The organism is Mycolicibacterium mageritense (assembly GCF_010727475.1).
Classification (GTDB): Bacteria; Actinomycetota; Actinomycetes; order Mycobacteriales; family Mycobacteriaceae; genus Mycobacterium; species Mycobacterium mageritense.
Genome location: NZ_AP022567.1, coordinates 2,310,725 through 2,330,936, shown reverse-complemented (window position 1 = coordinate 2,330,936; position 20,212 = coordinate 2,310,725). Strand labels below are relative to the sequence as shown.

The following is a 20,212-nucleotide window of genomic DNA, read 5'->3' as shown; positions in this document are numbered from 1 at the left end:
CCTCGCCCAGCAAATCCATTCTCATTGTTCCAGAGCCATCTGGTAGCGGCTTTCCTCACGCGGATTGATCAGACTGATCGGCAGCTGCCGGTGCCGCGGAGTGTCGATGAAGTTGGGTCGCAGGATGACTCGACCGACGCCCTGATGCGGGCCGAGGTAGGTGGTGGCATTGGGCCAAGCCACTCGAGGCACCCGCCCGACGCGGCCGTTGATGAGCGTCGCGAACTCGCGGAACTGCGGGCTCAACGTGATGACCGCACCGGCGGCCGCCGAGCGGATGACGAACTGGGTGAACAGCCGCGCGTCACCCAGGTTGATGCTGGCGTCGACGTTGTCGAACGGCATGTACACCGGGTAGCGATCCGCGGTCTCCCCGATCAGCACCCCGGCCGATCCGATCGGGAGGTCGTAGTGCCTGTCGCTGACCGGGTTGATGCCTTGCAGTGCGGCACGCTGCCCACCGAACAGGCGCGAAAACCCGCGCGGTGTGGTTGGATTCGCCAGCGTCGTCAGCAGTACGGTGCTCGTCGGCGCCATGCCGGGGATGATCCGCACCTGCGTGGTGGTGTGATCGGCGCGGGCCGACCACCACACATCGGGACCACCGGGGGCACTGTACGCGGCGGTAAAGGTGCTGCGGCCCTTGATCACCGACCAGGTTTCGCGTTCGAAGCTGATCTCGGTGGCCTTGTCGTAGTCGTCGAACGCGCGACAGCAGCGCGCGTCGATACCGTTGCTGGCCAACTGATCTGCGATCCGCGTCGTCGACGCCACCAGGTATCGAGCCAGTCCGGACACCCCGGAATCGCGGCGCTGCGCCGATCGCCGGGTCTGATCGGGGTTGGCCCGCAACACGACCCACGTCCGGCGGTTGGCCGGCGCCGGGTAGGGCCCGATGACTTGTTCGTAGAGAGCCACGAGGCTGGCTGGTGCGGTCCGGCCGACTCGATGCCCGGAGGACACCACGTCGGCTTCCAGGTCGGGGCAGTGCGCTTCGAGGAGTTCTTCGACCAGTTTGGTGCTGATGGTGTCGTCGGTGACCGCGCTGCCGTTGACGATTACCGACGGGGTGAACGGCCGTGGCACCAACTCAATCACCGAGATCAGGTAGTCGCCCTGCCAGCGCACCGCGACGTGATCGCCCGGCATCACCGTCGCGCCCACTGCGGGCTCGGACGCCACGTCCGGGGTGCTGCGGTGGCGGCGGCGCCAGGAGAAAATCGCCTTGACCCAGCCGGTGAGCCGTCGGCCGCGGATGGTCAGCACCGAGAAGATCGCGATGACCGCGCCGAGTGTGATGCCCAGCCACAGCAGGTTGAAGTGCATGCACAGCGCGACACACGCCGGGATGAGGGTCGCCGCCCAGATGCCATGTCCGGTGGTGAAGCGAAAACCGAACTGGCGCAAAAAGTTCATCGTCTCCGCCTCAGCGCACGGCGGGCCATCGCACCGATCCCGAGGATCAGCGCCAGCGAGGCACCGATGACGACGACGATCGTGATCGGACCGCGGTCTGGCGGCGGGATGTACACCGGCGGTGGCACTTCCTTGACCCGGAACGGCGCCTTCTCTGGACCGTCGGGCACCTCCCAGGTCAGTGCGGCCACGGGATCGATGACGCCCGCCCCGACGTAGTTGTCCACGCCGCCACCGGGATGCCGCGCGGTCGCGGTGATTCGGTTGATGATCTGCGCCGGCGTCAGGTCAGGGAACCGTTGCTTCAACAGCGCGGCCAGCCCCGAGACGTACGCCGCGGAGAACGAGGTGCCGTTGATCGGGATGGGGCCGTCCTGGCCGTTCAAGCCGTTGACCGGTTGCCCGTCGTACCCCAGCGCGACGAGGTTCTCGCCCGGCGCGGCCGCCCCGACCCACGGCCCGGACATCGAGAAGTTGCTGGGTTGGCCGGTCTCGCCGATGGATCCCACGGTCAGCACCAGCGGGTCGTACCAGGCCGGGCTGACGATCATCTGCACTTCGCGCCAGCCCCGCGGGTCCGAGGGCACCGACGGATCCGGCGGCGGATTCTGCTGGCAGTCCTGGCCGGTGTTCCCGGCGGCGACGACGATCACCACACCCTTGACGTTGACGGCGTAGTTGATCGCCGCTCCCAGGCTGTTCTCGTCGATCCGGCGGGTCACCTTGTAGCAGGCGGCCTCGCTGATGTTGATCACCTGGGCGCCGAGGTTGGCGGCGTGCACGACGGCGCGGGCCAGGCTGCGGATCGAGCCGGCCGTCGGGGTCGTGTTGGGATTGTTCGGATCTTGGCGGGCGCCCTTGGGCTGGAACGCCTCTGAGGTCTGGCGCAGCGACAGCAACCGGGCGTCGGGCGCCACGCCGATGAACCCGTCGGTCGGTGCCGGCCTGCCCGCGATGATCGACGCGGTGAGGGTGCCGTGGGCGTCGCAGTCGGACATGCCGTTTCCGGCCGGGTCGACGAAATCACCCCCCGGCTCGGCCGGCACCCGGGGGGAGCCGTTCACTCCCGTGTCGATCACGGCCACGGTGATACCCGCGCCCGTCGCGAACTTTTGTGCCTCCGCGATCCGCAGATATTCGTTGGGCCAGGGCTTGTCAGCGAAGTTGGCGTTGGGCAGCACGGTCGGCGCGGCGCAGATGCCGCGTTGCTCTGTCGGCGAATCCGGACCGGTTTCATCGGGCGGTACGGCGGCGGCGTCGATCGTCGGCGGATCGATAGCCCACGCGGGCGGGGCGCTGAGCAGTGTCAACAACACCGCCAGAGCCATCACGGCTACACGCTGCACGCCCTACACACCCCCCTCGGCACACGGTCGCGCTGCGGTGTGTGGATGCACACTCAGCAAACGACGCGCTGCCTGTCCCGAACCATGACTACTCGTGTCAGCCTGACCGGCTGTTTGCACGCAGTGAATCATAAGGGCGCGGCGCTGACGGCGGTGACACTTTCCTGGTGCAACAGCGGGCTCACGGGGCGCCAGAGGTCCGCTGACCTGAGTCAAGCTCCGACGGGATAGCCAGCGGAGACTAGTCGTGGGTGAACAGTTATCGAAACGTTATGCACTACCGCTGAAGGCCTCGGAATGTTGTCGACTGACCGGCCGTCCTGGATTTCGTGCGTGGTGGGTACTGGTGCTGCTGAGATACTCAGAGGCAACTGTTGGTGTTGGGGAGGTTGGTCTGTGGGTGCGTTGGATGCGTTCTATTCGACGTGGTCGGACGCGCGGGAAACGTTCGGGCAGGGCACTCCTCAGGACGGGTCGAACCTGGATAACAGCTCGAAGTTGATGCAGATGAAGGCCGGGGTCGAGGCCGCGGCGCCGGATGGGCGGTGGCAGGGGCCGGCATCGGAGGCATATGCGGCGAAGAACAAAGACCATGCCGGGGTGTACGGCAAGCTGGCCGAACTCGATACGAAGATGGCCACGGAGGTCACCAACGCCTCGAACGTGGTCAAGCAGGGTCGGCAGAGCCTTGAGAACACCAAGAGTTGGGTCGACAGCGCAGCCAATTCCATTCCAACGGGCACTAGCGCCACGGATCGGAACAGCAAACTCTTGTCAATCGCTAATCAGGGCATCGGCCAGGTGAGCAACATAGTCACCGAGGCCACCAACAAGATGACCGAGATCAGCCAAAGCGTTCAGGGCCTGAAAGGCCGATACGACGCCATCGCCAACGGGAAACCCGACCCAGGCGAAAACACGCCTGGTGAGAAACCTGGTGAGAAACCGGACATGCTCGGAGCGTGGCAGGACCGCAAGAGCGACAGCGAACTCGTGCCAGAAGACATGGAGGGACTAGTCCACGACGCGCTCAACGGCAACCAAGAAGCCGCAGCGAAGGTTGACAATCTTCTGGACAACATCGATGAAGACCAGTTAGGCCCGAAAAGTGTTTCGCACCCGCTAAGCCCGCTGCAGGCTGAACTGGTCGGCCAGCTGCAGGCTCAAATGAAACCAATGTCGATGGAGGACTTGAATAAGGCCCGAGACAAGTTGGGACCGCACAAAGGCATCCTGGGCGATGCCATGCAGATCATGAGTGATCCCGACGTGACTTACCCGAGGCATGATGGCGATGGGCCAGAGGTGATTACACCAGGCGTCATACACAATGACGGCGTTCTTCCGGGTGATAGGGGTGCTCTTCCCGACAGCGTGCAGAGCGCCCTGAATGCGAAGCTCGACTTAGATGCACCGTCAGGGATGGAAATTGCCAGAGGACACCCAACTCCATTCGGAGATACGCAGGGCGCGAAAGACTTGGTCGATCTGTCGACAATAGTTGGAGACGGCGACCGGAAATTTCAGCAAGGTTCCGAAATCGATCGAGGCCTAATGGCGCGCGGGCAGGAAATTCTAGAGGCTACAGACGGGGCTACCCGTGGCGACGCGGTCGCGGAGCGGATATTCGAGACTGCCGGACGCGATAAGGTTGTTGACCATGACATGTTCACGAAAAACCCAGGATTTATCGAGGATGTTTTGACGCATCCCTGGCAAGACGACGGTAAAGCTGCATCAACGCTGACGGACTGGATAAAAGAGGATGCCAATTCTGCTGATCCACTGGCGAATTCACGTGCTGGTGAGACAGCCAGAGCTATCGCGAACTATATGGGGGATAGTAAGACTCCGCTGCTCGACATGAACGGCGGAGATCAGCCGCTCGGGAAAGTCAATCCGGAATTAACCCAGAGTTTAGCGAGGGCCATGTCGCCATATTTGGATGAGATGACTGGCTACCCATTAGATGAGGCCCGCGGTCTGGGGCTGAATCCTACGACTGGATTTGGCGATGACTTCGAGCGTGGCGACGCAAAGTCGCCCAAAACTGTCAATATTCTAACCATATTGGACACCGATGACAGTGCTGCGCGGATCATAAATGGAAAATCAATGGAACTGCAGAACTCATATATAAATGAATACGCGAGCTCTTTGGTCGAAAATCCAGAATATCCTGAGCATCGCACTGCACTCGAGAGCGCGGGAAAGCTGAAAGGAATGACCGAGAACGCTCTCGTCTCTGCTAGCAACGACGTGATCCACGATAAGGTAGCAGCCAGTGAGCGCGTGTCGTCGATAATTAATGGGACGCTCGATTCGCTCGGTTCGCTACCGGGCGCACCGGGGAATGTTATCGGGATGGCGTCACCTGCGTTTAAAGAGTTTATTTCTAGTTTTGAGTTTAACCAGCCTCCGGAGAACGTTCCAACGCGGAGTTCGATAGCTATGCAGACAATGCTGGCTGATACGTTCATGAGAGCTGGCTTGGGTCCGCCGGAAGGGATGGCCTACCTCGCAGCTTTCGATGTCGACCATCGAAACGGCTTAGATATTCCTCAAAACGTGGGGTCTACCGAGTATAACAATTATAAGGCCGCCCTGGAGAACTATCTCGGAAAATTCGGAGATCCAGTTACCGGTCCGATCGGTGCCTACAATACCGCATACCGAGACGCGCTAGCGCCGACAGCGGACAAGTAGCAATGGTGAACTGGAAAGAATGTGCTCGCAAGTTGGCCCTTGTGGTTTGTCTGGCTGTCTGCTCGTGCAGTCCGCAGGACGCCCCTCGGGGAAGTTCTTTAGAGTTTCCGAACTGGCCGCGGGAGTTTGATAGTTTCAGGTTCCACTGGTATGCCGCCCCAGGAATCGATCTCACCAGTAGTCCCGCGGTTGCGATTCGCGCTTATGTCGAATCCTTTCGTCTCGGCTTTCTGTCCAGAAACATCGATGCCGCTTATCCTGGGTTCCTGCATGCTACGCCTGAAAATGTCCCCGAGGGCCCCGGTGTGTTGGTCCAGCATTCCAACATTCGGCCGAATCCGATTCCATCGGACTATGATTCGAATCACGGAGACGATAGCGCTCCCGACTTCTTCGGGTACCAGCCTTCTTACCTGCTGAGTCTGAAGCGGAGCGGGCGAACGTATAGCGCGATCGTCTGTGAAGGAGAATACGCAACGTTTCGCCGAGATGACACGCCACCTGGGAAATATCGTTCAATAATAACGGTTCCGGCGACAGGCCACGTTCAGTATGGAGATAGGGAAAGTGTGACTGTCCGAAGGGTGGAACTCACCGATCAAGACAGTCGTTCGGAACCAAAATTGGGTTCGCAACGGGGTTCCCTCCCCGCGCCGTCTGTCGACGTCTTTGGTTCGTGGCTCGTCACCGCTGCTAGCACCAATTTATGGGGGCCGCTGGGCGATGCTGTGCCAATCGCAACTCCCGATCTGCAGCAGCAGTGTTTTGATCACATGCCAGACGACGCAGCGGTTCGAAAATCGATGTATAGCGGATTTCAGGACAACCCGCCTGCGCACGGCGATCCGATCCCGGGGTGGCCGGAAGTGTGAGTTGTCGATAAGACCAGGCTGGCGGCGGTTCGATCGCAGTTCAGCGAACTTAAAGAATGCAAAGCCGCTGCGCATCACATTTCTCATCGGGAAACATGACCAGTGGTCACTCGATCACGTGCGCTGCGAGCGGGGGCATCGGTTGGGCGATTCAGTAGAAGTTCGAGTGTTGGAATTGCATTCGGCTGCTGCACGTCTACACGATGCTGGGCAACGCCTACAGGACGGGTTGTCGAGTGTTGATGTGGGGGCTAACAGCTACTGGGGTCGGCATGGGAGAGCCCGCGGAATATGCCGACGGCTATGACGGCTCCTATATCCGGAACGCCTCTCCTTACACCGCTGTGTTTCGGAACCTCCCGCTATCACTTGGTGACGCTGGCATCGACTGTCGAAGCTCTAAAGGCGGCGAGCAAGCTTCAAGGACTCGATGCCGTCGCCTCGGCAATGGCCCACTCGCAACAAGGCGCTCTTGACTACGCTCAGGCTAAGGAAATTTGGGACGAAAAAGGCGCAGCGTTTGATGCAATAAGCGAGGCTGGCTCTATAGTTCCGGGCGTAGACGAGATACTCAACGGATTCGGTCAGGTTCCGGGTGGTAGCGAGCTGCTCAAAGATATGTTCGTTGGAGAGGAACCGACACCAGGTATTGAACAGCATATTCCAGTCATTAGCTCCGACGCCACTTCGTACAGTATCGTCCAACAGCTTTTCGCTAAAGAGTACGGTAACACTAATTTGTTTCCGAACGGATTCCCATCTTACGGTGATTTCAAGGACAATCCGGAGATACGAAATTCCATCAATACCTACCTCGGTGAAAAGGTTGTAGGAAACTTGAACACCGCATACCAGGCATACCAGTCGACCCTTCCGCATGATCCACCGAAATTCGGTGATTCGTGACAGGATACGATCGGTGAATAAGATGACAATAAAGGCTTGCCTTGCAATCATGGCAGTTTTCTGCGCATTGACTGCTTGTATCGATCGCGAAGATCCACCTTCCGAGCGCGCGGTACCGACGACGATGTTCCCGAACTGGCCGCCTGAGCTGAATGGGTTTCGTTTTCGATGGACAGCCGAACCAGGCATCGACCTACTCACAGGCCCGGCGATCCCAGTACGCGCGTATCTTGAGTCATACCGCGTTGGACTAATGACAAAATCGATCAACAATACTTACCCTGGATTCGAGCGCGCTATTCCGGCAATACCTGATCGTCAAGACCGCGTTAACGGATATCTCGATTGGGAGAAACTCCCTTTCCAATTGAAATGGATCCGGCCCGCTATTGACGACTCCATCAATTTCGGCGACGGGCCTTTTTTCGGAAACGAATATTTTCATGTCATCGAGCTGTCACCACTGGAGGACGGCTACCTAACCTATGTATGCGATGGGATCTACAATGTCTTTCATCCCGCGATAGGCCAACCGGGCAAGTACTCATCCGTCGCGGACTATCTCGTCAGTGGAGGTTCGGATGTCGAACGGCGCGAACGGTACACAGTCAAACTCTGGCGAATTGAGTTCAAAAACAGCGACAGTGCGACCGGAAGTAAGCAACCACAAGTAGGGGCGAATCCTGCACCAGTCGGCGATGTCTTCGGATCCTGGCGGATAGAGGGTGCTTCATCCGACAACTACTGGGGGTCTTTGTCCAATGTCACCCACTCGCCGCAAGACCCAGACTATGTCCAACGGTTGCAGCAGTGCAGGGACACGATGCCGCACAACGTCACCGAGCGAGCAAAGATCCTCACTAGTGTGGTCGACTCGCCGCCACCGGCAGAGCCAGCTGAGCCTGGATGGCCAAGCCAGAACCCGTAGTTGCCGCTCAGTTGGTGCTTCGCCGCGGGTGTATTGCGCTGTGATCTCGACGTCTAGATTCCACAGGCGCTTGAAAGCTGCTGGGTCGTCGAAGTAGCGCAACAAGTGATCTCGGGGTTTGCCTTCGGACAGGGCTGGTGACGAAGCTGGTTGTTAAGGCGGGATCCTCGTAGCCGTTTCTTGGTAGCGAGGAAAATAGCGCGAACGGTTCCGGGCGGCCATGTGACTCCTTGGGCTGGCCGTAGCGCGAGTTCCCGCGTGCGGTCGTTGATCTTTTGCTCGAAATCTCGAGGCGATTGCCGCAGGAAACCATCGAAACTAATCCCCGACTGACACCAAACACCAACTCGCACTTGCCCACGCGTGAACAAGTGCGAGTCGAGTTGACGACCTACGCGTCCAAATCCTGCTCCACCAGCCCCGCAACGGTGGCAAGAGCGGTGTCGTCGTCGGAGGTGACGGTGACTTCTGCTCCGTTGCCTGCGCCGAGGGTCATGATCATCAGGGCGGAGCCGGCGTCGACGGGTTCGCCGCCGTCGACCGAGAGGGTCACGGGGACGCCGGCGTTGACGACGGCCTCGGCGATGACGGCGGCGGGGCGGGCGTGCAGGCCGATGGCGGAGCCGACGATGACGGTCTTGCTGGGCATTTCTTTTCTCCTTTGGGTGGGAACCTATTTGGCGGGTTTGACTTGCGATTGAACTACGTGGTGACCAGTTCCGGGGCGTCCCGGGTGGATACGGCAGGCTTGGCGAACTGCTTGGCCGCGACGACGGCGACGGCTCCGACGACGGTCCCTGCGACCAGGGCGACCAGGAACCACAGCAGGTTGCCGATGGCGAAGAAGACGAAGATGCCGCCGTGGGGTGCTTTGAGGGTGACGTCGAAAGCCATGATCAGCGCTCCGGTCACGGCGCCGCCGCACATCATCGAGGGAATCACGCGCAGCGGGTCGGCCGCGGCGAACGGGATGGCGCCTTCGGAGATGAACGACGCCCCGAGCAGCCATGCGGCGCGGCCGTTTTCCCGCTCGGGCTCGGTGAACAGGCCGGGTCGGACCGCGGATGCGAGCGCCATGGCCAGCGGCGGCACCATGCCGGCGGCCATGACCGCGGCCATGATTCGCAGCGACGCGGGGTCGGAGACGTTGAGGCCTGCGGCCGCGAATGCGTAGGCGGCCTTGTTGACCGGCCCGCCGAGGTCGAAGCACATCATCAGGCCCAAGATGATTCCGAGCAGGATGACCGAGCTGCCGCTCATCCCACCGAGCCAGTTGGTCAGCGCCGTGGTGAGGCTCGCGAGCGGGCGGCCGAGCAGCAGGAACATCGCGAGGCCGACGATCAGTGAGGCGCACAGCGGGATCACGACGACGGGCATGAGTCCACGCGCCCACTGCGGCACCTTGATCGAGGCGATCCACAGCGCCGCAAACCCGGCCACCAGGCCACCGACGATACCGCCGATGAAGCCGGCCCCGACGAACACCGCGACCGCGCCCGCCGTGAAACCTGGTGCGATACCGGGCCTGTCGGCGATTGCGAAGGCTATGTAGCCGGCGAGGGCGGGCACGAGGAAACTGAACGCGAGCTTGCCGATGGTAAACAACACCGCACCGAGGTACTGGAGGAGTCCGCCGTCGGGCAGGTTGGTCAGTGAGTTGGATGTCGCGATGATGTAGCCGAGCGGATCAGTCTGTCCCTCGGGCGAATTGCCGATGTCGTACCCGGCCAGCAGGAAGCCGAGCGCGATGAGCAGGCCACCGGCCGCGACGAACGGGATCATGTAGCTGACGCCCGTGAGCAGGATCTGCCGCAGCCGGGTGCCCCAGCCGAGACCACCGGCCGAGGACGGCGCGGCCGCGGCGGCCGCGTCTCCGGTGACCCGCGCGGCGGCGGGATCCTTCGCCGCGGAGACGGCTTCGGCGATCATCTTGTCGGGTTCGTTGATGGCGCGTTTGACACCGGATTCGATGACGGGCTTGCCGGCGAAGCGCTGCTTGTCCTTGACACCGACGTCGGTGGCGAAGATGACGGCATCGGCATCGGCGATCGTCTGAGCCGCGAGTGGGGTGCTGCCCGACGATCCCTGGGTCTCGACGGTGAACGTCACGCCGGCACGTTCGGCGGCCAGCTTGAGGGAATCGGCCGCCATGTAGGTGTGGGCAATTCCGGTGGGGCAGGCCGTGATCGCCACGATCGACGTGGCCTTGGCTGGTGCTTCCGCCGGGGTGGTAGGAGCGGCTGCGGGTGCCGGGTTCACCACTCCTTCCACCAGTTCCACCACCTCGTCGGCCGACGAGGCATCGCGCAGTGACGCGACGAACTCTTTGCGCACGAGCGCGCGGGCCAGGCTCGACAGCAGCTTCATGTGTTCGGCGCCGCCGGATTCCGGTGCGGCGATGAGGAACACCAGGTCGGCGGGTCCGTCGGGGGCACCGAAGTCCACGCCGGGTGCCAGGCGCGCGAAACCGATGGTCGGCGCGTCGACATAGGGTGAACGGCAGTGCGGGATGGCGATCCCACCGGGTAAACCGGTGGCGGACTGGCCTTCCCGCGTCATGGCTGCGCCGATCAGACCGGCGGCGTCGGATGACCGGCCCGCTGACGCGAGCGCTCCGGCGAGCCGGCCGATGACGGCTTCCTTGTCACCGTCGACGTTGACGTCGAGCAGGACGAGTTCGGTGGTGATGATTGGCTGGTTCATAGCGGTACCTTCGTGGCGTTGATGCGTACGGCGTCGAGGTTGAGTTGGGCGGGGGACGGTAGGGCTGATCCGGGTAGAGCGGCCGCGGCGCTGCCGTATCCGACGGCCATCCGGAGGCGCTGCGGCGGTGGGGCACCGCTGACCGCGGCGCGCAGATAGCCTGCCAGTGAGGCGTCGCCGGCTCCGACGGTGCTGCGCGGCACGATCGGTGGTGGGCTGGCGAGCCACGCGCCGGCGGCATCGACCAGCACCGCGCCTGCTGCGCCGAGGGTCGCGAGCACGCTGCCGACACCGCGGTCCACGAGCTGCGACGCGGCAGCGACCACCGGGGCCGGATCGCCTTGGGCCGCGGCGTCTTCGAGCTCTGCAGCTGACACTCCGGCCAGGCCGGCGAGCTCCTCGGCGTTGGGCTTGATGAGATCCGGTGCCGCGATGTCGAATCCGGCGGCCAGCGCGGCCAGCGGTGCTTCCGACGTGTCGACCGCAACGCGGCAGCCCAAGGGCGCCAACCGCGTCACCAATCGGGCATACCAGTCGTCGGGCACGCCGGGTGGAAGGGATCCGCACAGCACGACCCAGTCCGCGTACTCGGCCTTGGCCAGCACGCAGTCGGTCAGCGCCGTGAGTGCGGCCGGATCCAATGCCGCGCCGCGCTCGTTGAGTTTTGTTGTGGTGCCGTCGGACTCGGTGATCGCGAGATTGGTGCGCACGGGTTCGGTGATCGGCACGGTGGTGCACGGTACGCCGCGGCTGCGCAGTGCGCCGAGGATTGGATCGCCGTACGCGCACGGCAGGACGGCCAACGCGTCGACGGCGGCCAGCGTGAGCGCACGTGCCACGTTGATGCCCTTGCCTCCGGGCTCCATGGTGACGGAGTCGACGCGCTGCACGGCACCGCGGGTCAGCTGTGCGCCGAGCGTGACGGTGCGGTCCAGGCTCGGGTTGGGTGTGACGGTGACGATCATGCGACGACCACCTCGATGCCGTGGTCGGAGAGGTTCTGCCGGTCGGCGGCCGCCAACTCGCAGTCGGTGATCAAGGTGTCGACACTGTCGATCGGCGCGAAGCTGACCAGATCCTCGCGGCCGACCTTCGATGAATCAGCGGTGACCACAACATAGTTCGCGGCCTGCACCATGGCCCGCTTGACGGCGGCTTCGTCGGCGTCGGGGGTGGACAGGCCGTGTCGCACGCTGATGCCGTTGGTGCCGATGAACGCGACGTCGACGCGCAGGGTGTCCAGCACCCGTAGCGCCTGCTCGCCGACAGCGGCCTGGGTCAAGCCGCGCACCCGGCCGCCGAGCAGCTGCAGCGTGACCGACGGGATGGTGGCCAGGCGAGCGGCGATCGGTACGGAGTTGGTGACCACGGTGAGCTCCCGATCCGTCGGCAGCTGGGCGGCGATGCGCGCGGTGGTGGTTCCGGCGTCCAGCAGCACGCTGGCCCCGCTCAGCGGAAAGAACTCGACCGCGGCGGCGGCGATCGCGTCCTTCTGCTCTGATCGGGTGGTGTCACGTTCGCCGACACCCGATTCGACGAGGTGCAGGGTCCGGGCCGGCACGGCGCCGCCGTGCACGCGGCGTAGCACCCCGGCCTTGTCGAGCACCGCAAGGTCGCGGCGCACGGTCTCGGTGGTCACGTCGTAGGTCTGGGCGAGTTCGGCGACGGAGGCTCGTCCCCTGCTCATCACCAGCGTGGCGATGGCCTGCTGGCGTTCTTCGGCGTACATGACCCTCCGTTTATGTTGGATCGAAATGTTGTTATGTGTTGTTTTACGCTTGGCTGTGTTGACTTGTCAATGGTTTCTAGTAATCTGTCTCACATGAGCACCACATCTCCGGTCACGTCACTCACGGTTCTGCACGGTGTCCCCGTGGTCCCCGGCGTTCAGTGCGCGCCGGTCATTCGGCCTGGTCGGCTGCCCGTTCCCGATGTCTCAGGGCCTGATATCGAGGAATCGCAGCGCCCCGCCGAGGCCTCCCGGTTCACTGCGGCGGCGGCAACGGTCGCCACCCGGCTGCGCGAGCGCGCGGCCCACGCGACCGGCGCCGCATCGGAGGTGCTGGCCGCAACCGCGGGCCTGGCGCAAGACCGCGCCTGGCTCGGCGCGGCAGAGAAGCGCATCAACGCGGGCGCACCCGCGGTCCGCGCGGTGTGTGAAGCCGTCGACCAGTTCGTCGACCTGTTCACCCAGCTGGGTGGTCTGATGGCCGAGCGGGTCACCGATCTGCGGGATATCCGCGATCGCGTGGTTGCCGAACTGTCCGGCCTGCCCGAGCCCGGTGTGCCGCTGCCCGACGTGCCGTCCATCCTGTGCGCCGAGGATCTCGCGCCTGCCGACACCGCAGGCTTGGATCCCGCGCTGGTGGTCGGGCTGGCCACCACGCTCGGCGGGCCCACCAGCCACACCGCGATCATCGCGCGCCAGCTCGGCATCCCGTGCGTCGTCGCCATCGACGGGCTCGACGACGTCCCCGCGGGCACCACCGTGCTGCTCGACGGCACGAGCGGCACCCTGACCGTGGATCCCGACCCGGACGTCGCGGCCGCGGTTGTGGCCGCAGCCGAACGTGAGGCGGCGCTGGCCCGGCAGTGGACCGGGCCGGGAGCCACGGCCGACGGCCATACGGTCGCAGTCCTGGCCAACGTGCAGGATGGCGCGGCCGCCCGGGCCGCGCGAGAGACTCCGGCCGAAGGTGTCGGGCTCTTCCGTACCGAACTGTGCTTCCTCAACCGCGACACCGAGCCGACAGTCGACGAGCAGGCGAGCATCTACGGCGAGGTGCTCGACGCGTTCGCCGGCCACAAGGTCGTGATCCGCACGCTCGACGCCGGATCGGACAAGCCGCTGAAGTTCGTCGGCCACCCGGATGAGGCCAACCCGGCGCTGGGCGTGCGTGGCATCCGGATCGCCGAGGGCAACCCGGAACTGCTGGAGCGGCAGTTGGAGGCGATCGCCGGTGCGGCGCAGGCGACGGGCAATCAACCGTGGGTCATGGCGCCGATGATCGCGACCGCCGCAGAGGCCGCCAACTTCGCGACGCGGGCCAGGGCCTACGGCCTGACGCCCGGGGTGATGATCGAGGTGCCCGCTGCGGCACTGTTGGCCGACAAGATCCTCGAGCACGTCGACTTCCTGTCGATCGGCACCAATGACCTCGCGCAGTACACCATGGCCGCCGACCGCATGTCGGCCGACCTGGCGACTCTGACCGACCCGTGGCAGCCCGCGGTGCTGGCACTCGTGGCCATGGCGGTGCGCGCCGGAGTCGCGGTGGGCAAGCCGGTCGGCGTGTGCGGCGAGGCCGCCGCGGATCCGCTGCTCGCATGCGTGCTGGTGGGTCTGGGTGTGACGTCGTTGTCGTCGGCGTCGGCGGCCATCCCGGGCGTCGGTGCGAAGCTCGCGCAGGTCACGCTGCAGCAATGCCGAGACGCGGCGGATGCCGTGTTGGCGACTGCGACGGCCGCCGAGGCGCGCGCCGCAGCTCAGGCACTCCTGTCCTGACGAGGGGAAACGCCCCGCTGGAATAATCGGACCGCGGTCCGGTTATATGGGTATCAGCTTCAGATACCCCAGGAGGTACCGATGCCAGCCATCACAGCCGACACCTTGACCCTGCCGCGCGTCGCGGCACCCCAACCCGCCGACACCGAGCGTCCGGTGCGGTCCATCACCACGGGCCCGCGTGGCTACGAGGGTGAGGGCTTCCCCGTCGTCCGGGCATTCGCGGGCGTCAGCGCCGCCGACCTCGACCCGTTCGTCCACATGGACCAGATGGGCGAGGTGGAATACCTGCCCGGTGAACCGCGCGGCACCGATTGGCACCCGCACCGCGGCTTCGAGACCGTGACCTACATGATCGACGGCCGGTTCGCGCACCAGGACTCGCATGGCGGCGGCGGCCTGATCACCGACGGCGCCACGCAGTGGATGACCGCGGGATCGGGCATCCTGCACATCGAAACCCCGCCGGCCGAGCTCGTCGAGAGCGGCGGCACGTTCCACGGCATCCAGCTGTGGGTCAACCTGCCGAAGAAGGACAAGTTCGCGACGCCGCGTTACCAGGCGATCGAGGGCCGGCAGGTCAAGCTGCTGTCCTCGTCCGACGGTGGCGCACTGCTCCGCATCATCGCCGGTGATGTCCAGAGCACCGACGGACCCGGCACTGGTCCCGGCTCGACGCACACGCCGATCACATTGGCGCACGCCACTATTCAGCCCGGTGCAGAGCTGAACCTCCCGTGGAACCGGGACTTCAACGCCCTGGTGTACGTGCTGAGCGGCCGCGGCAGCGTGGGGCCGGTAGCGCACCCGATCCACCAGGGTCAGCTCGCGGTGTTCGGCCCGGGCGACCGGATCACCGTCGCCGCCGAGGACACGCAGGATTCGAACCGGCCCGCACTTGAGGTTCTGATCCTGGGCGGCCAGCCGATTCGTGAGCCGGTCTTCCACTACGGGCCGTTCGTGATGAACTCCAAGTCCGAGTTGATCCAGGCGCTGGAGGATTACCAGGCGGGCAAGTTCGGGCAGATCCCGCCCGGCGCGCTCATGCCGCACCGGCCGCTGAACTAGCCCCGCGCTGAGGCCTCGGGCGCTTAACGCTCGGCGGGCTGCGAGTACAACAACTCCAGCTCGCCGAGATTGGCGGCCACGGTCACCAGCGGCAGGGCCGCCGAGATCGCCAGGTCGTCACCGGTCGACTCGGCACGCAACGCCAACGTGAAACTGTCGGTGATGGGCGCGGGCTCCGGCAGCATGACGCCGCCGACCAGGCGGGTGCAGATCGCTTGCGAGTGGGTCTCCAGAACCTGCCGCGTCTGTTGATACACCCCGAGCGGCGGCGGGACGACGTCGGTGATCAGCTCGGCCGCCGACCGCACGCGGATCGCGCGGTTCGCGGCCTGCACGGTCGGGGCGCGCAGATCTGTCGGGCCACCGTTCTCCGAAAGGTATTGCCGCACAGCGTCGTCGAGCACCCTCGTGGCCTCGAGGGCGTCGTGGCCCAATGCCGTCACCCGGTTGGTGGCGTCCTCGGACGCGCCTCGCGTCACCCGCAGCACGGCGGCGCGCAGGAACTTCGACCCGGCCCACCGTGCATCGTCGAGCGCCTTGGCCACCGAGGCCTTGGCGCCGCGCGGCCACAGCAGCACCGACACCACGATGCCGACCAGCGCACCCACCACGACGTCCTCGACCCGGATCAGGCCGACGCGCCAACCAGTCGGCACGATCAGGTTGAAGTTGATCAGCACCATCATGGTGAACGCGGCCTGACCCGCGATGAACGACGCCACTTCCGGTACGTACGCGGATCCGAACGCGACGATGGGCAGTAGCGCCCACATCACCACGGGTTCGACACCGACGATCTCGATGAGCACGGCGCCCAGCACAAACCCGATGGTCGTGCCCGCCACCGCCCGCAGCACGCGCGTGCCCGTCGTCAGCGCGCTGCTGCGCAGCACCGACATCGCGCCCAGCACCACCCAGAAGCCGTGCTCGACCGGGAACACGTGGGTGACCGCGACGGCCAGCGCCAGGCCGAGGCCGGTGCGCAGGCTGTTGCGCAGTACCACCGCGCGCGTCGCCAGAAATCCCTTGGTGATGGCCGCGAGTGCGACGGTCTCGGGCATCACCCAGTCCGCTGCGCCGGTCTTGGGCAGTCCGCGGCCGAGCACGCGCGCCCACACCGGGCGGGCGTCGGCCAGCGCGGCGTTACCGATCACGCGGCCCGTCACCGCGATGGTGGCCGATATGGTGCGCCGGGTCAGCAGCGTGCGGCCGACCGCGACCGCCGCGGCGTCGTCCTCCTCGCCGAGCAACGTGACGATGTCCTCGCGGTAGGTGCCCTGCGCGACGGTGCGCTGCTCGGCCAGCGCGGCCCGCAGATCGTCGCCCCGCGCGGCCCGTTTGGCGACGTCGCGGATGCGCAGAACCGCCGCGCTGTCCCGCAGCACACGGATCGCCGGATCCCGCATGGCGCCGAGCCGTTCGCCGGTGTCGTCGTCGATCCGGTCGGACAACCAGCCCAGGTCGTCGACCACACGCACCAGGGCCCGGCTGCCCGCCGTGAGCGCGACGGGTCGGTAGTCGGCGCCGAGAAAGCTCGCGTACAGGGCGTTCATCGCACGGGTCACGTCGCGGGCCGACGCCGAACCTTCCAGGCGGTCGGCGAGTTTCCGGCACACCTGCGCGGCGTTGTAACGCAATTCGTCGTGATGGCGCGGCGGGAACACGAACAGCGCCGCGGGCACACAGACCACGAGGGCGATCGCCCAGCCGAGCAACCGTTCCGGGATCGGGCCGACCGGGGTACACGCCGGCAGCACGAACAGCAGCAGCGTGGCGCGCTGCCCGGCGGCCACGATCTCGCTGAGCACCCCGGAGAACGACACCACGACGCCGATCACGAACATCGTCGCGACGCTCAGCCCGGTGTGCGGGGCGACCACGGTGCCGAGCACGATGAGCACCGCGCCGTTGACCGCCAGCCCGCCGTACGCGACGGCCCGGGCCGCGCGGTTGCCGGGGAAGTCGGCGGTGATCAGGAGCGAAACCGCGCCGAAGATCGCGAACAGCGGGGTCTGCGATCCGCCGCCGAGGAGGAATCCGACGGCTGCCGCGATGGGAAGGACGATGCCTGCGCGGGCCGCGCGCCGCAGGGCGTCGTGCTCAGGGTCGCGATCACGGAGCCGATCTGCCGCCCGGTGCCACAACTCGGCCGGGGTCAGCATGAGAGCCGATGGTAGCCGCGATCAGTGGTCGTCGGGTGTCGGCGCGTACCGTCCGGATTCCAGTGCGTCGCGCATCTGCAGTGAGATCCATTGCAGCGCATTGGTATCGCGCGGCAGCGTGCTCTGCTCGAATCCGACCACGAGGTAAACGCCCCATGCGGCGAAGTACCGTGCATTGCGCTCGTCGCCGATGATGTCGCGAGCCGCCTCATAGAGGATGTCGAATCGCAGTTGGTCGACGACCGCCTGGACTTCGGCCACCTGCGGGTCGAGCGAACTCCACACCCGGATGGCGGCCTCGGCGCCGTGCGGCAGGGCGAGGGCTTCGGCGATGATCGTGTCGATCCGCCGATGCGGGTCGGGATCGTCGCGCACGGCCTCGACCACCCGGAGCGTGCGTGCCTGGCGCCAATGGGCCACCAGTTCACGGGTGTAGGACGACCAATTTGGAAAGTAGTGGTAGAACGACCCCGTGGTGACTCCGAGGCGATTGCACACCTCGGCGAGCTTGAGCCCGCCGTATCCGAGGTCCGACAACACGTCCAAACCGGTGTCGAAATACGACTCCCGAGAAACGACGCTTGCCATCCAGGTCACCCTAGTTCGCGAGTCAAGCGCCGCCGCGTCAAAATTTGCTGAGCATCTTCTGCAAACAGATGCCGCGGAGCCTGACGTGATGTGTGGCACAATTTGACCCGTGGCGCATATCGCAAGCCGAGGTCCGGGACGGCCGCCCGCAGCTAAGGCGGCGGAAACCCGAGAGCGCATTTTGCATGCGGCTCGGGAGGTGTTCAGCGAACTTGGGTACGACGCTGCCACTTTCCAGGCGATAGCGATCCGCGCTGACCTGACCCGACCGGCCATCAATCATTACTTTGGCAATAAGCGTGTGCTGTACCGCGAGGTTGTCGAAATGACGAACGCGACGGTGATCGGTGCGGGCATGGCCAAGGCCCAGGAGGCCAGCACCCTGCTCGGCCGCATTTCGGCATTCTTTGCCGCGGCCATGGATGCCGAGTCCACCGATCGTTCCGCGGCGGCGTTCCTGGTCACCTCGGTCCTGGAGGCGCAGCGCCATCCCGATCTGGTGACCGAGGAACACGATGCCCTGCGCAACTCGCGCGATTTCGTGTCATGGGCGGTCAACGACGCCATCGAGCACGGCGAGCTCAGCACCGACACCGACATCCCGGCCATCGTGGAGATGCTCGTGGCCGTGATGTGGGGCATGGGTTTCTACGCCGGATACGTCGGTGGCCACGACGAGCTCGGCGTCATCGTCGACAAGTTCGAGTTGCTGATGGCCAACAAGCTCTGGCAGTTGCGCGACTGACGCGCGCGTTCGGCCGGTCACAGGCCGCACTCAGATAGCTTGGCTAAGTTGTCTACATTGGTGGGTGACGAGTGTTTGCCCGACCGGATGGAGAACTTCGATGAGCTCATTGCGCAGCCATGACGACACGTGGGACATCGCGACCAGTGTCGGCGCGACGGCGGTGATGGTGGCCGCGGCCCGCGCCGGCGAAACCGAGCGGGAGAACCCACTGATCCGTGATCCGTACGCCCGCCTGCTCGTGTCGGGAGCCGGCACGGGGATCTGGGAGTCCTTGCTGGACAACAGCTTTGCGGAGAGGGCGGCCGAGGTCGATGCCGAGGCGGCCGCGATCCTCGAGCACATGGGCAGCTATCAGGCTGTCCGCACGCACTTCTTCGACGAGTACTTCGCGAAGGCCTCGGCGGCCGGGATCCGCCAGATCGTCATCCTCGCCGCGGGCCTCGATTCGCGCGCGTACCGACTGGACTGGCCCGCGGGCACCACGGTGTACGAGATCGACCAGCCCAAGGTGCTCGAATACAAGGCCGCGACGCTGGCCGACCATGGCGCGCAGCCGGCCGCGCTGCGCCGCGAGGTTCCGGTCGATCTGCGGTTCGACTGGCCGAAGGCGTTGCGAGAGGCCGGTTTTGATGCGGGGCAGCCGACCGCGTGGCTGGCCGAGGGCTTGCTGATGTATCTGCCGGCCGACGCGCAGGACCGCTTGTTCGAACTGGTTACGGAGCTGTCGGCACCGGGCAGCCGGATCGCCGCGGAGACCGCGGGAGTGACGGCCGATGAGCGCCGTGAGGAGATGCGGGAGCGGTTCGCACGGTTCGCGGCGCAGTTCAACCTGGAGCAGGCGCTCGACATCCAGGAGCTGATCTACGAGGATCCCGACCGCGCTGATGTCACCGAGTGGCTCAACGCGCACGGCTGGCGCGCCGAGGGGCAGCACTCGCTGGCCGAGATGCGCAGGCTCAACCGATACGTCGAGCTCGAGCATCACCATGACGACAACGCGTTCTCGACGTTCGTCACGGCCGAGCGGCTCTAGACACAAGAAAAGCGGGGCACCCATGTTCGGGGTGCCCCGCTTGGTCTCTGGTGTCAGCGGCTCTGGTGCACGGTGGTGTCGACCTGGGGAGCCGTCGCGTGCTGACCGACCTGGTTGAGCCAGGTGTGGTGGTCAACTCCGGCGGATGCCGGGGCGGCAAGTCCTACGACGGCGGCGGCCAGTCCGCTGGCGACGATCGCGGTGAATCCGAGCTTCTTCATCTCATACCCT

At 64.9% G+C, this 20,212-nt stretch carries 17 protein-coding genes; 8 read left to right on the top strand and 9 right to left on the bottom strand.

All coding sequences use genetic code 11. The features are described 5' to 3' along the window. Positions 1-21 precede the first annotated feature (21 nt). A complete protein-coding gene (eccE, locus tag G6N67_RS11135) occupies positions 22-1,416 on the bottom strand; it encodes a type VII secretion protein EccE (RefSeq protein WP_036430264.1) in 1,395 nt (464 codons plus the stop codon). Continuing rightward, positions 1,413-2,762: a type VII secretion-associated serine protease mycosin gene (mycP, locus tag G6N67_RS11130; RefSeq protein WP_036430262.1), complete on the bottom strand. Its 1,350-nt coding sequence runs from the start codon at positions 2,760-2,762 to the stop codon at positions 1,413-1,415. Before mycP ends, eccE begins: the two co-directional genes overlap by 4 nt. A gap of 396 nt (positions 2,763-3,158) precedes the next feature. Here mycP and G6N67_RS11125 point away from each other — a divergent pair, with 396 nt between their 5' ends. From G6N67_RS11125 to G6N67_RS11110, 4 genes are all read left to right on the top strand, one after another. Further along, positions 3,159-5,468, top strand: a complete 2,310-nt coding sequence (locus G6N67_RS11125) for a TPR repeat domain-containing protein (protein WP_063835100.1) — start codon at positions 3,159-3,161, stop codon at positions 5,466-5,468. Positions 5,469-6,052: 584 nt separating this feature from the next. After that, positions 6,053-6,340 carry a hypothetical protein gene (locus G6N67_RS11120; protein ID WP_131524595.1) on the top strand — a complete coding sequence of 96 codons (288 nt, stop codon included), beginning with the start codon at positions 6,053-6,055 and terminating at the stop codon, positions 6,338-6,340. A gap of 372 nt (positions 6,341-6,712) precedes the next feature. After that, positions 6,713-7,246: a hypothetical protein gene (locus G6N67_RS11115; RefSeq protein ID WP_163642166.1), complete on the top strand. Its 534-nt coding sequence runs from the start codon at positions 6,713-6,715 to the stop codon at positions 7,244-7,246. 13 nt (positions 7,247-7,259) lie between these two features. Continuing rightward, positions 7,260-8,174 carry a hypothetical protein gene (locus G6N67_RS11110; protein ID WP_131524593.1) on the top strand — a complete coding sequence of 305 codons (915 nt, stop codon included), beginning with the start codon at positions 7,260-7,262 and terminating at the stop codon, positions 8,172-8,174. 391 nt (positions 8,175-8,565) lie between these two features. On the opposite strand, the gene G6N67_RS11105 is transcribed toward G6N67_RS11110, so the two are convergent. The 4 genes from G6N67_RS11105 to G6N67_RS11090 are packed head-to-tail and all read right to left on the bottom strand — an operon-like array spanning position 8,566 to position 12,606. Then, positions 8,566-8,823, bottom strand: a complete 258-nt coding sequence (locus G6N67_RS11105; RefSeq protein WP_036430258.1) for an HPr family phosphocarrier protein — start codon at positions 8,821-8,823, stop codon at positions 8,566-8,568. 53 nt (positions 8,824-8,876) lie between these two features. Continuing rightward, complete coding sequence (locus G6N67_RS11100; RefSeq protein ID WP_036430256.1) at positions 8,877-10,877, bottom strand: PTS fructose transporter subunit IIABC; 2,001 nt, start codon at positions 10,875-10,877, stop codon at positions 8,877-8,879. After that, a complete protein-coding gene (locus G6N67_RS11095; protein ID WP_036430254.1) occupies positions 10,874-11,842 on the bottom strand; it encodes a 1-phosphofructokinase family hexose kinase in 969 nt (322 codons plus the stop codon). The genes G6N67_RS11100 and G6N67_RS11095 overlap by 4 nt, the downstream gene beginning before the upstream one ends. After that, a complete protein-coding gene (locus G6N67_RS11090) occupies positions 11,839-12,606 on the bottom strand; it encodes a DeoR/GlpR family DNA-binding transcription regulator (protein WP_036430252.1) in 768 nt (255 codons plus the stop codon). Before G6N67_RS11090 ends, G6N67_RS11095 begins: the two co-directional genes overlap by 4 nt. Before the next feature lie 93 nt (positions 12,607-12,699). Here G6N67_RS11090 and ptsP point away from each other — a divergent pair, with 93 nt between their 5' ends. Together ptsP and G6N67_RS11080 are read left to right on the top strand one after the other, a co-directional pair. Then, positions 12,700-14,382, top strand: a complete 1,683-nt coding sequence (gene ptsP / locus G6N67_RS11085) for a phosphoenolpyruvate--protein phosphotransferase (RefSeq protein WP_370466302.1) — start codon at positions 12,700-12,702, stop codon at positions 14,380-14,382. An 81-nt stretch (positions 14,383-14,463) separates the two neighbouring features. Further along, positions 14,464-15,450: a pirin family protein gene (locus G6N67_RS11080; RefSeq protein WP_036430248.1), complete on the top strand. Its 987-nt coding sequence runs from the start codon at positions 14,464-14,466 to the stop codon at positions 15,448-15,450. Between the two features lie 23 nt (positions 15,451-15,473). Here G6N67_RS11080 and G6N67_RS11075 read toward each other — a convergent pair whose 3' ends face one another. Together G6N67_RS11075 and G6N67_RS11070 are read right to left on the bottom strand one after the other, a co-directional pair. Next, positions 15,474-17,612, bottom strand: coding sequence for an FUSC family protein (locus tag G6N67_RS11075; protein ID WP_036430246.1), 2,139 nt, complete (start codon positions 17,610-17,612; stop codon positions 15,474-15,476). A 21-nt stretch (positions 17,613-17,633) separates the two neighbouring features. Continuing rightward, entirely contained in the window at positions 17,634-18,200 is a 567-nt protein-coding gene (locus tag G6N67_RS11070) for a TetR/AcrR family transcriptional regulator (RefSeq protein ID WP_036434798.1), read from the bottom strand. A 109-nt stretch (positions 18,201-18,309) separates the two neighbouring features. On the opposite strand from G6N67_RS11070, the gene G6N67_RS11065 reads away from it, so the two are divergent. Continuing rightward, positions 18,310-18,945: a TetR/AcrR family transcriptional regulator gene (locus G6N67_RS11065; RefSeq protein WP_036430245.1), complete on the top strand. Its 636-nt coding sequence runs from the start codon at positions 18,310-18,312 to the stop codon at positions 18,943-18,945. A 100-nt stretch (positions 18,946-19,045) separates the two neighbouring features. Next, positions 19,046-19,981 (top strand): class I SAM-dependent methyltransferase, encoded by a 936-nt coding sequence (locus G6N67_RS11060; RefSeq protein ID WP_036430243.1) that lies wholly within the window; start codon positions 19,046-19,048, stop codon positions 19,979-19,981. 53 nt (positions 19,982-20,034) lie between these two features. Here the strand turns inward: G6N67_RS11060 and G6N67_RS38780 are convergent, their stop codons facing one another. Beyond that, positions 20,035-20,202 carry a hypothetical protein gene (locus tag G6N67_RS38780; RefSeq protein WP_110798361.1) on the bottom strand — a complete coding sequence of 56 codons (168 nt, stop codon included), beginning with the start codon at positions 20,200-20,202 and terminating at the stop codon, positions 20,035-20,037. Positions 20,203-20,212 lie beyond the last annotated feature (10 nt).

Bases quoted from the DNA above. Each gene is read 5' to 3' on its own strand.
- G6N67_RS11070 (WP_036434798.1), bottom strand. From the start codon at position 18,200: ATGGCAAGCGTCGTTTCTCGGGAGTCGTATTTCGACACCGGTTTGGAC.
- G6N67_RS11105 (WP_036430258.1), bottom strand. From the start codon at position 8,823: ATGCCCAGCAAGACCGTCATCGTCGGCTCCGCCATCGGCCTGCACGCC.
- G6N67_RS11075 (WP_036430246.1), bottom strand. From the start codon at position 17,612: ATGCTGACCCCGGCCGAGTTGTGGCACCGGGCGGCAGATCGGCTCCGT.
- G6N67_RS11090 (WP_036430252.1), bottom strand. From the start codon at position 12,606: ATGTACGCCGAAGAACGCCAGCAGGCCATCGCCACGCTGGTGATGAGC.
- eccE (WP_036430264.1), bottom strand. From the start codon at position 1,416: ATGAACTTTTTGCGCCAGTTCGGTTTTCGCTTCACCACCGGACATGGC.
- ptsP (WP_370466302.1), top strand. From the start codon at position 12,700: ATGAGCACCACATCTCCGGTCACGTCACTCACGGTTCTGCACGGTGTC.
- G6N67_RS11080 (WP_036430248.1), top strand. From the start codon at position 14,464: ATGCCAGCCATCACAGCCGACACCTTGACCCTGCCGCGCGTCGCGGCA.
- G6N67_RS11100 (WP_036430256.1), bottom strand. From the start codon at position 10,877: ATGAACCAGCCAATCATCACCACCGAACTCGTCCTGCTCGACGTCAAC.
- G6N67_RS11095 (WP_036430254.1), bottom strand. From the start codon at position 11,842: ATGATCGTCACCGTCACACCCAACCCGAGCCTGGACCGCACCGTCACG.
- G6N67_RS11060 (WP_036430243.1), top strand. From the start codon at position 19,046: ATGAGCTCATTGCGCAGCCATGACGACACGTGGGACATCGCGACCAGT.
- G6N67_RS38780 (WP_110798361.1), bottom strand. From the start codon at position 20,202: ATGAAGAAGCTCGGATTCACCGCGATCGTCGCCAGCGGACTGGCCGCC.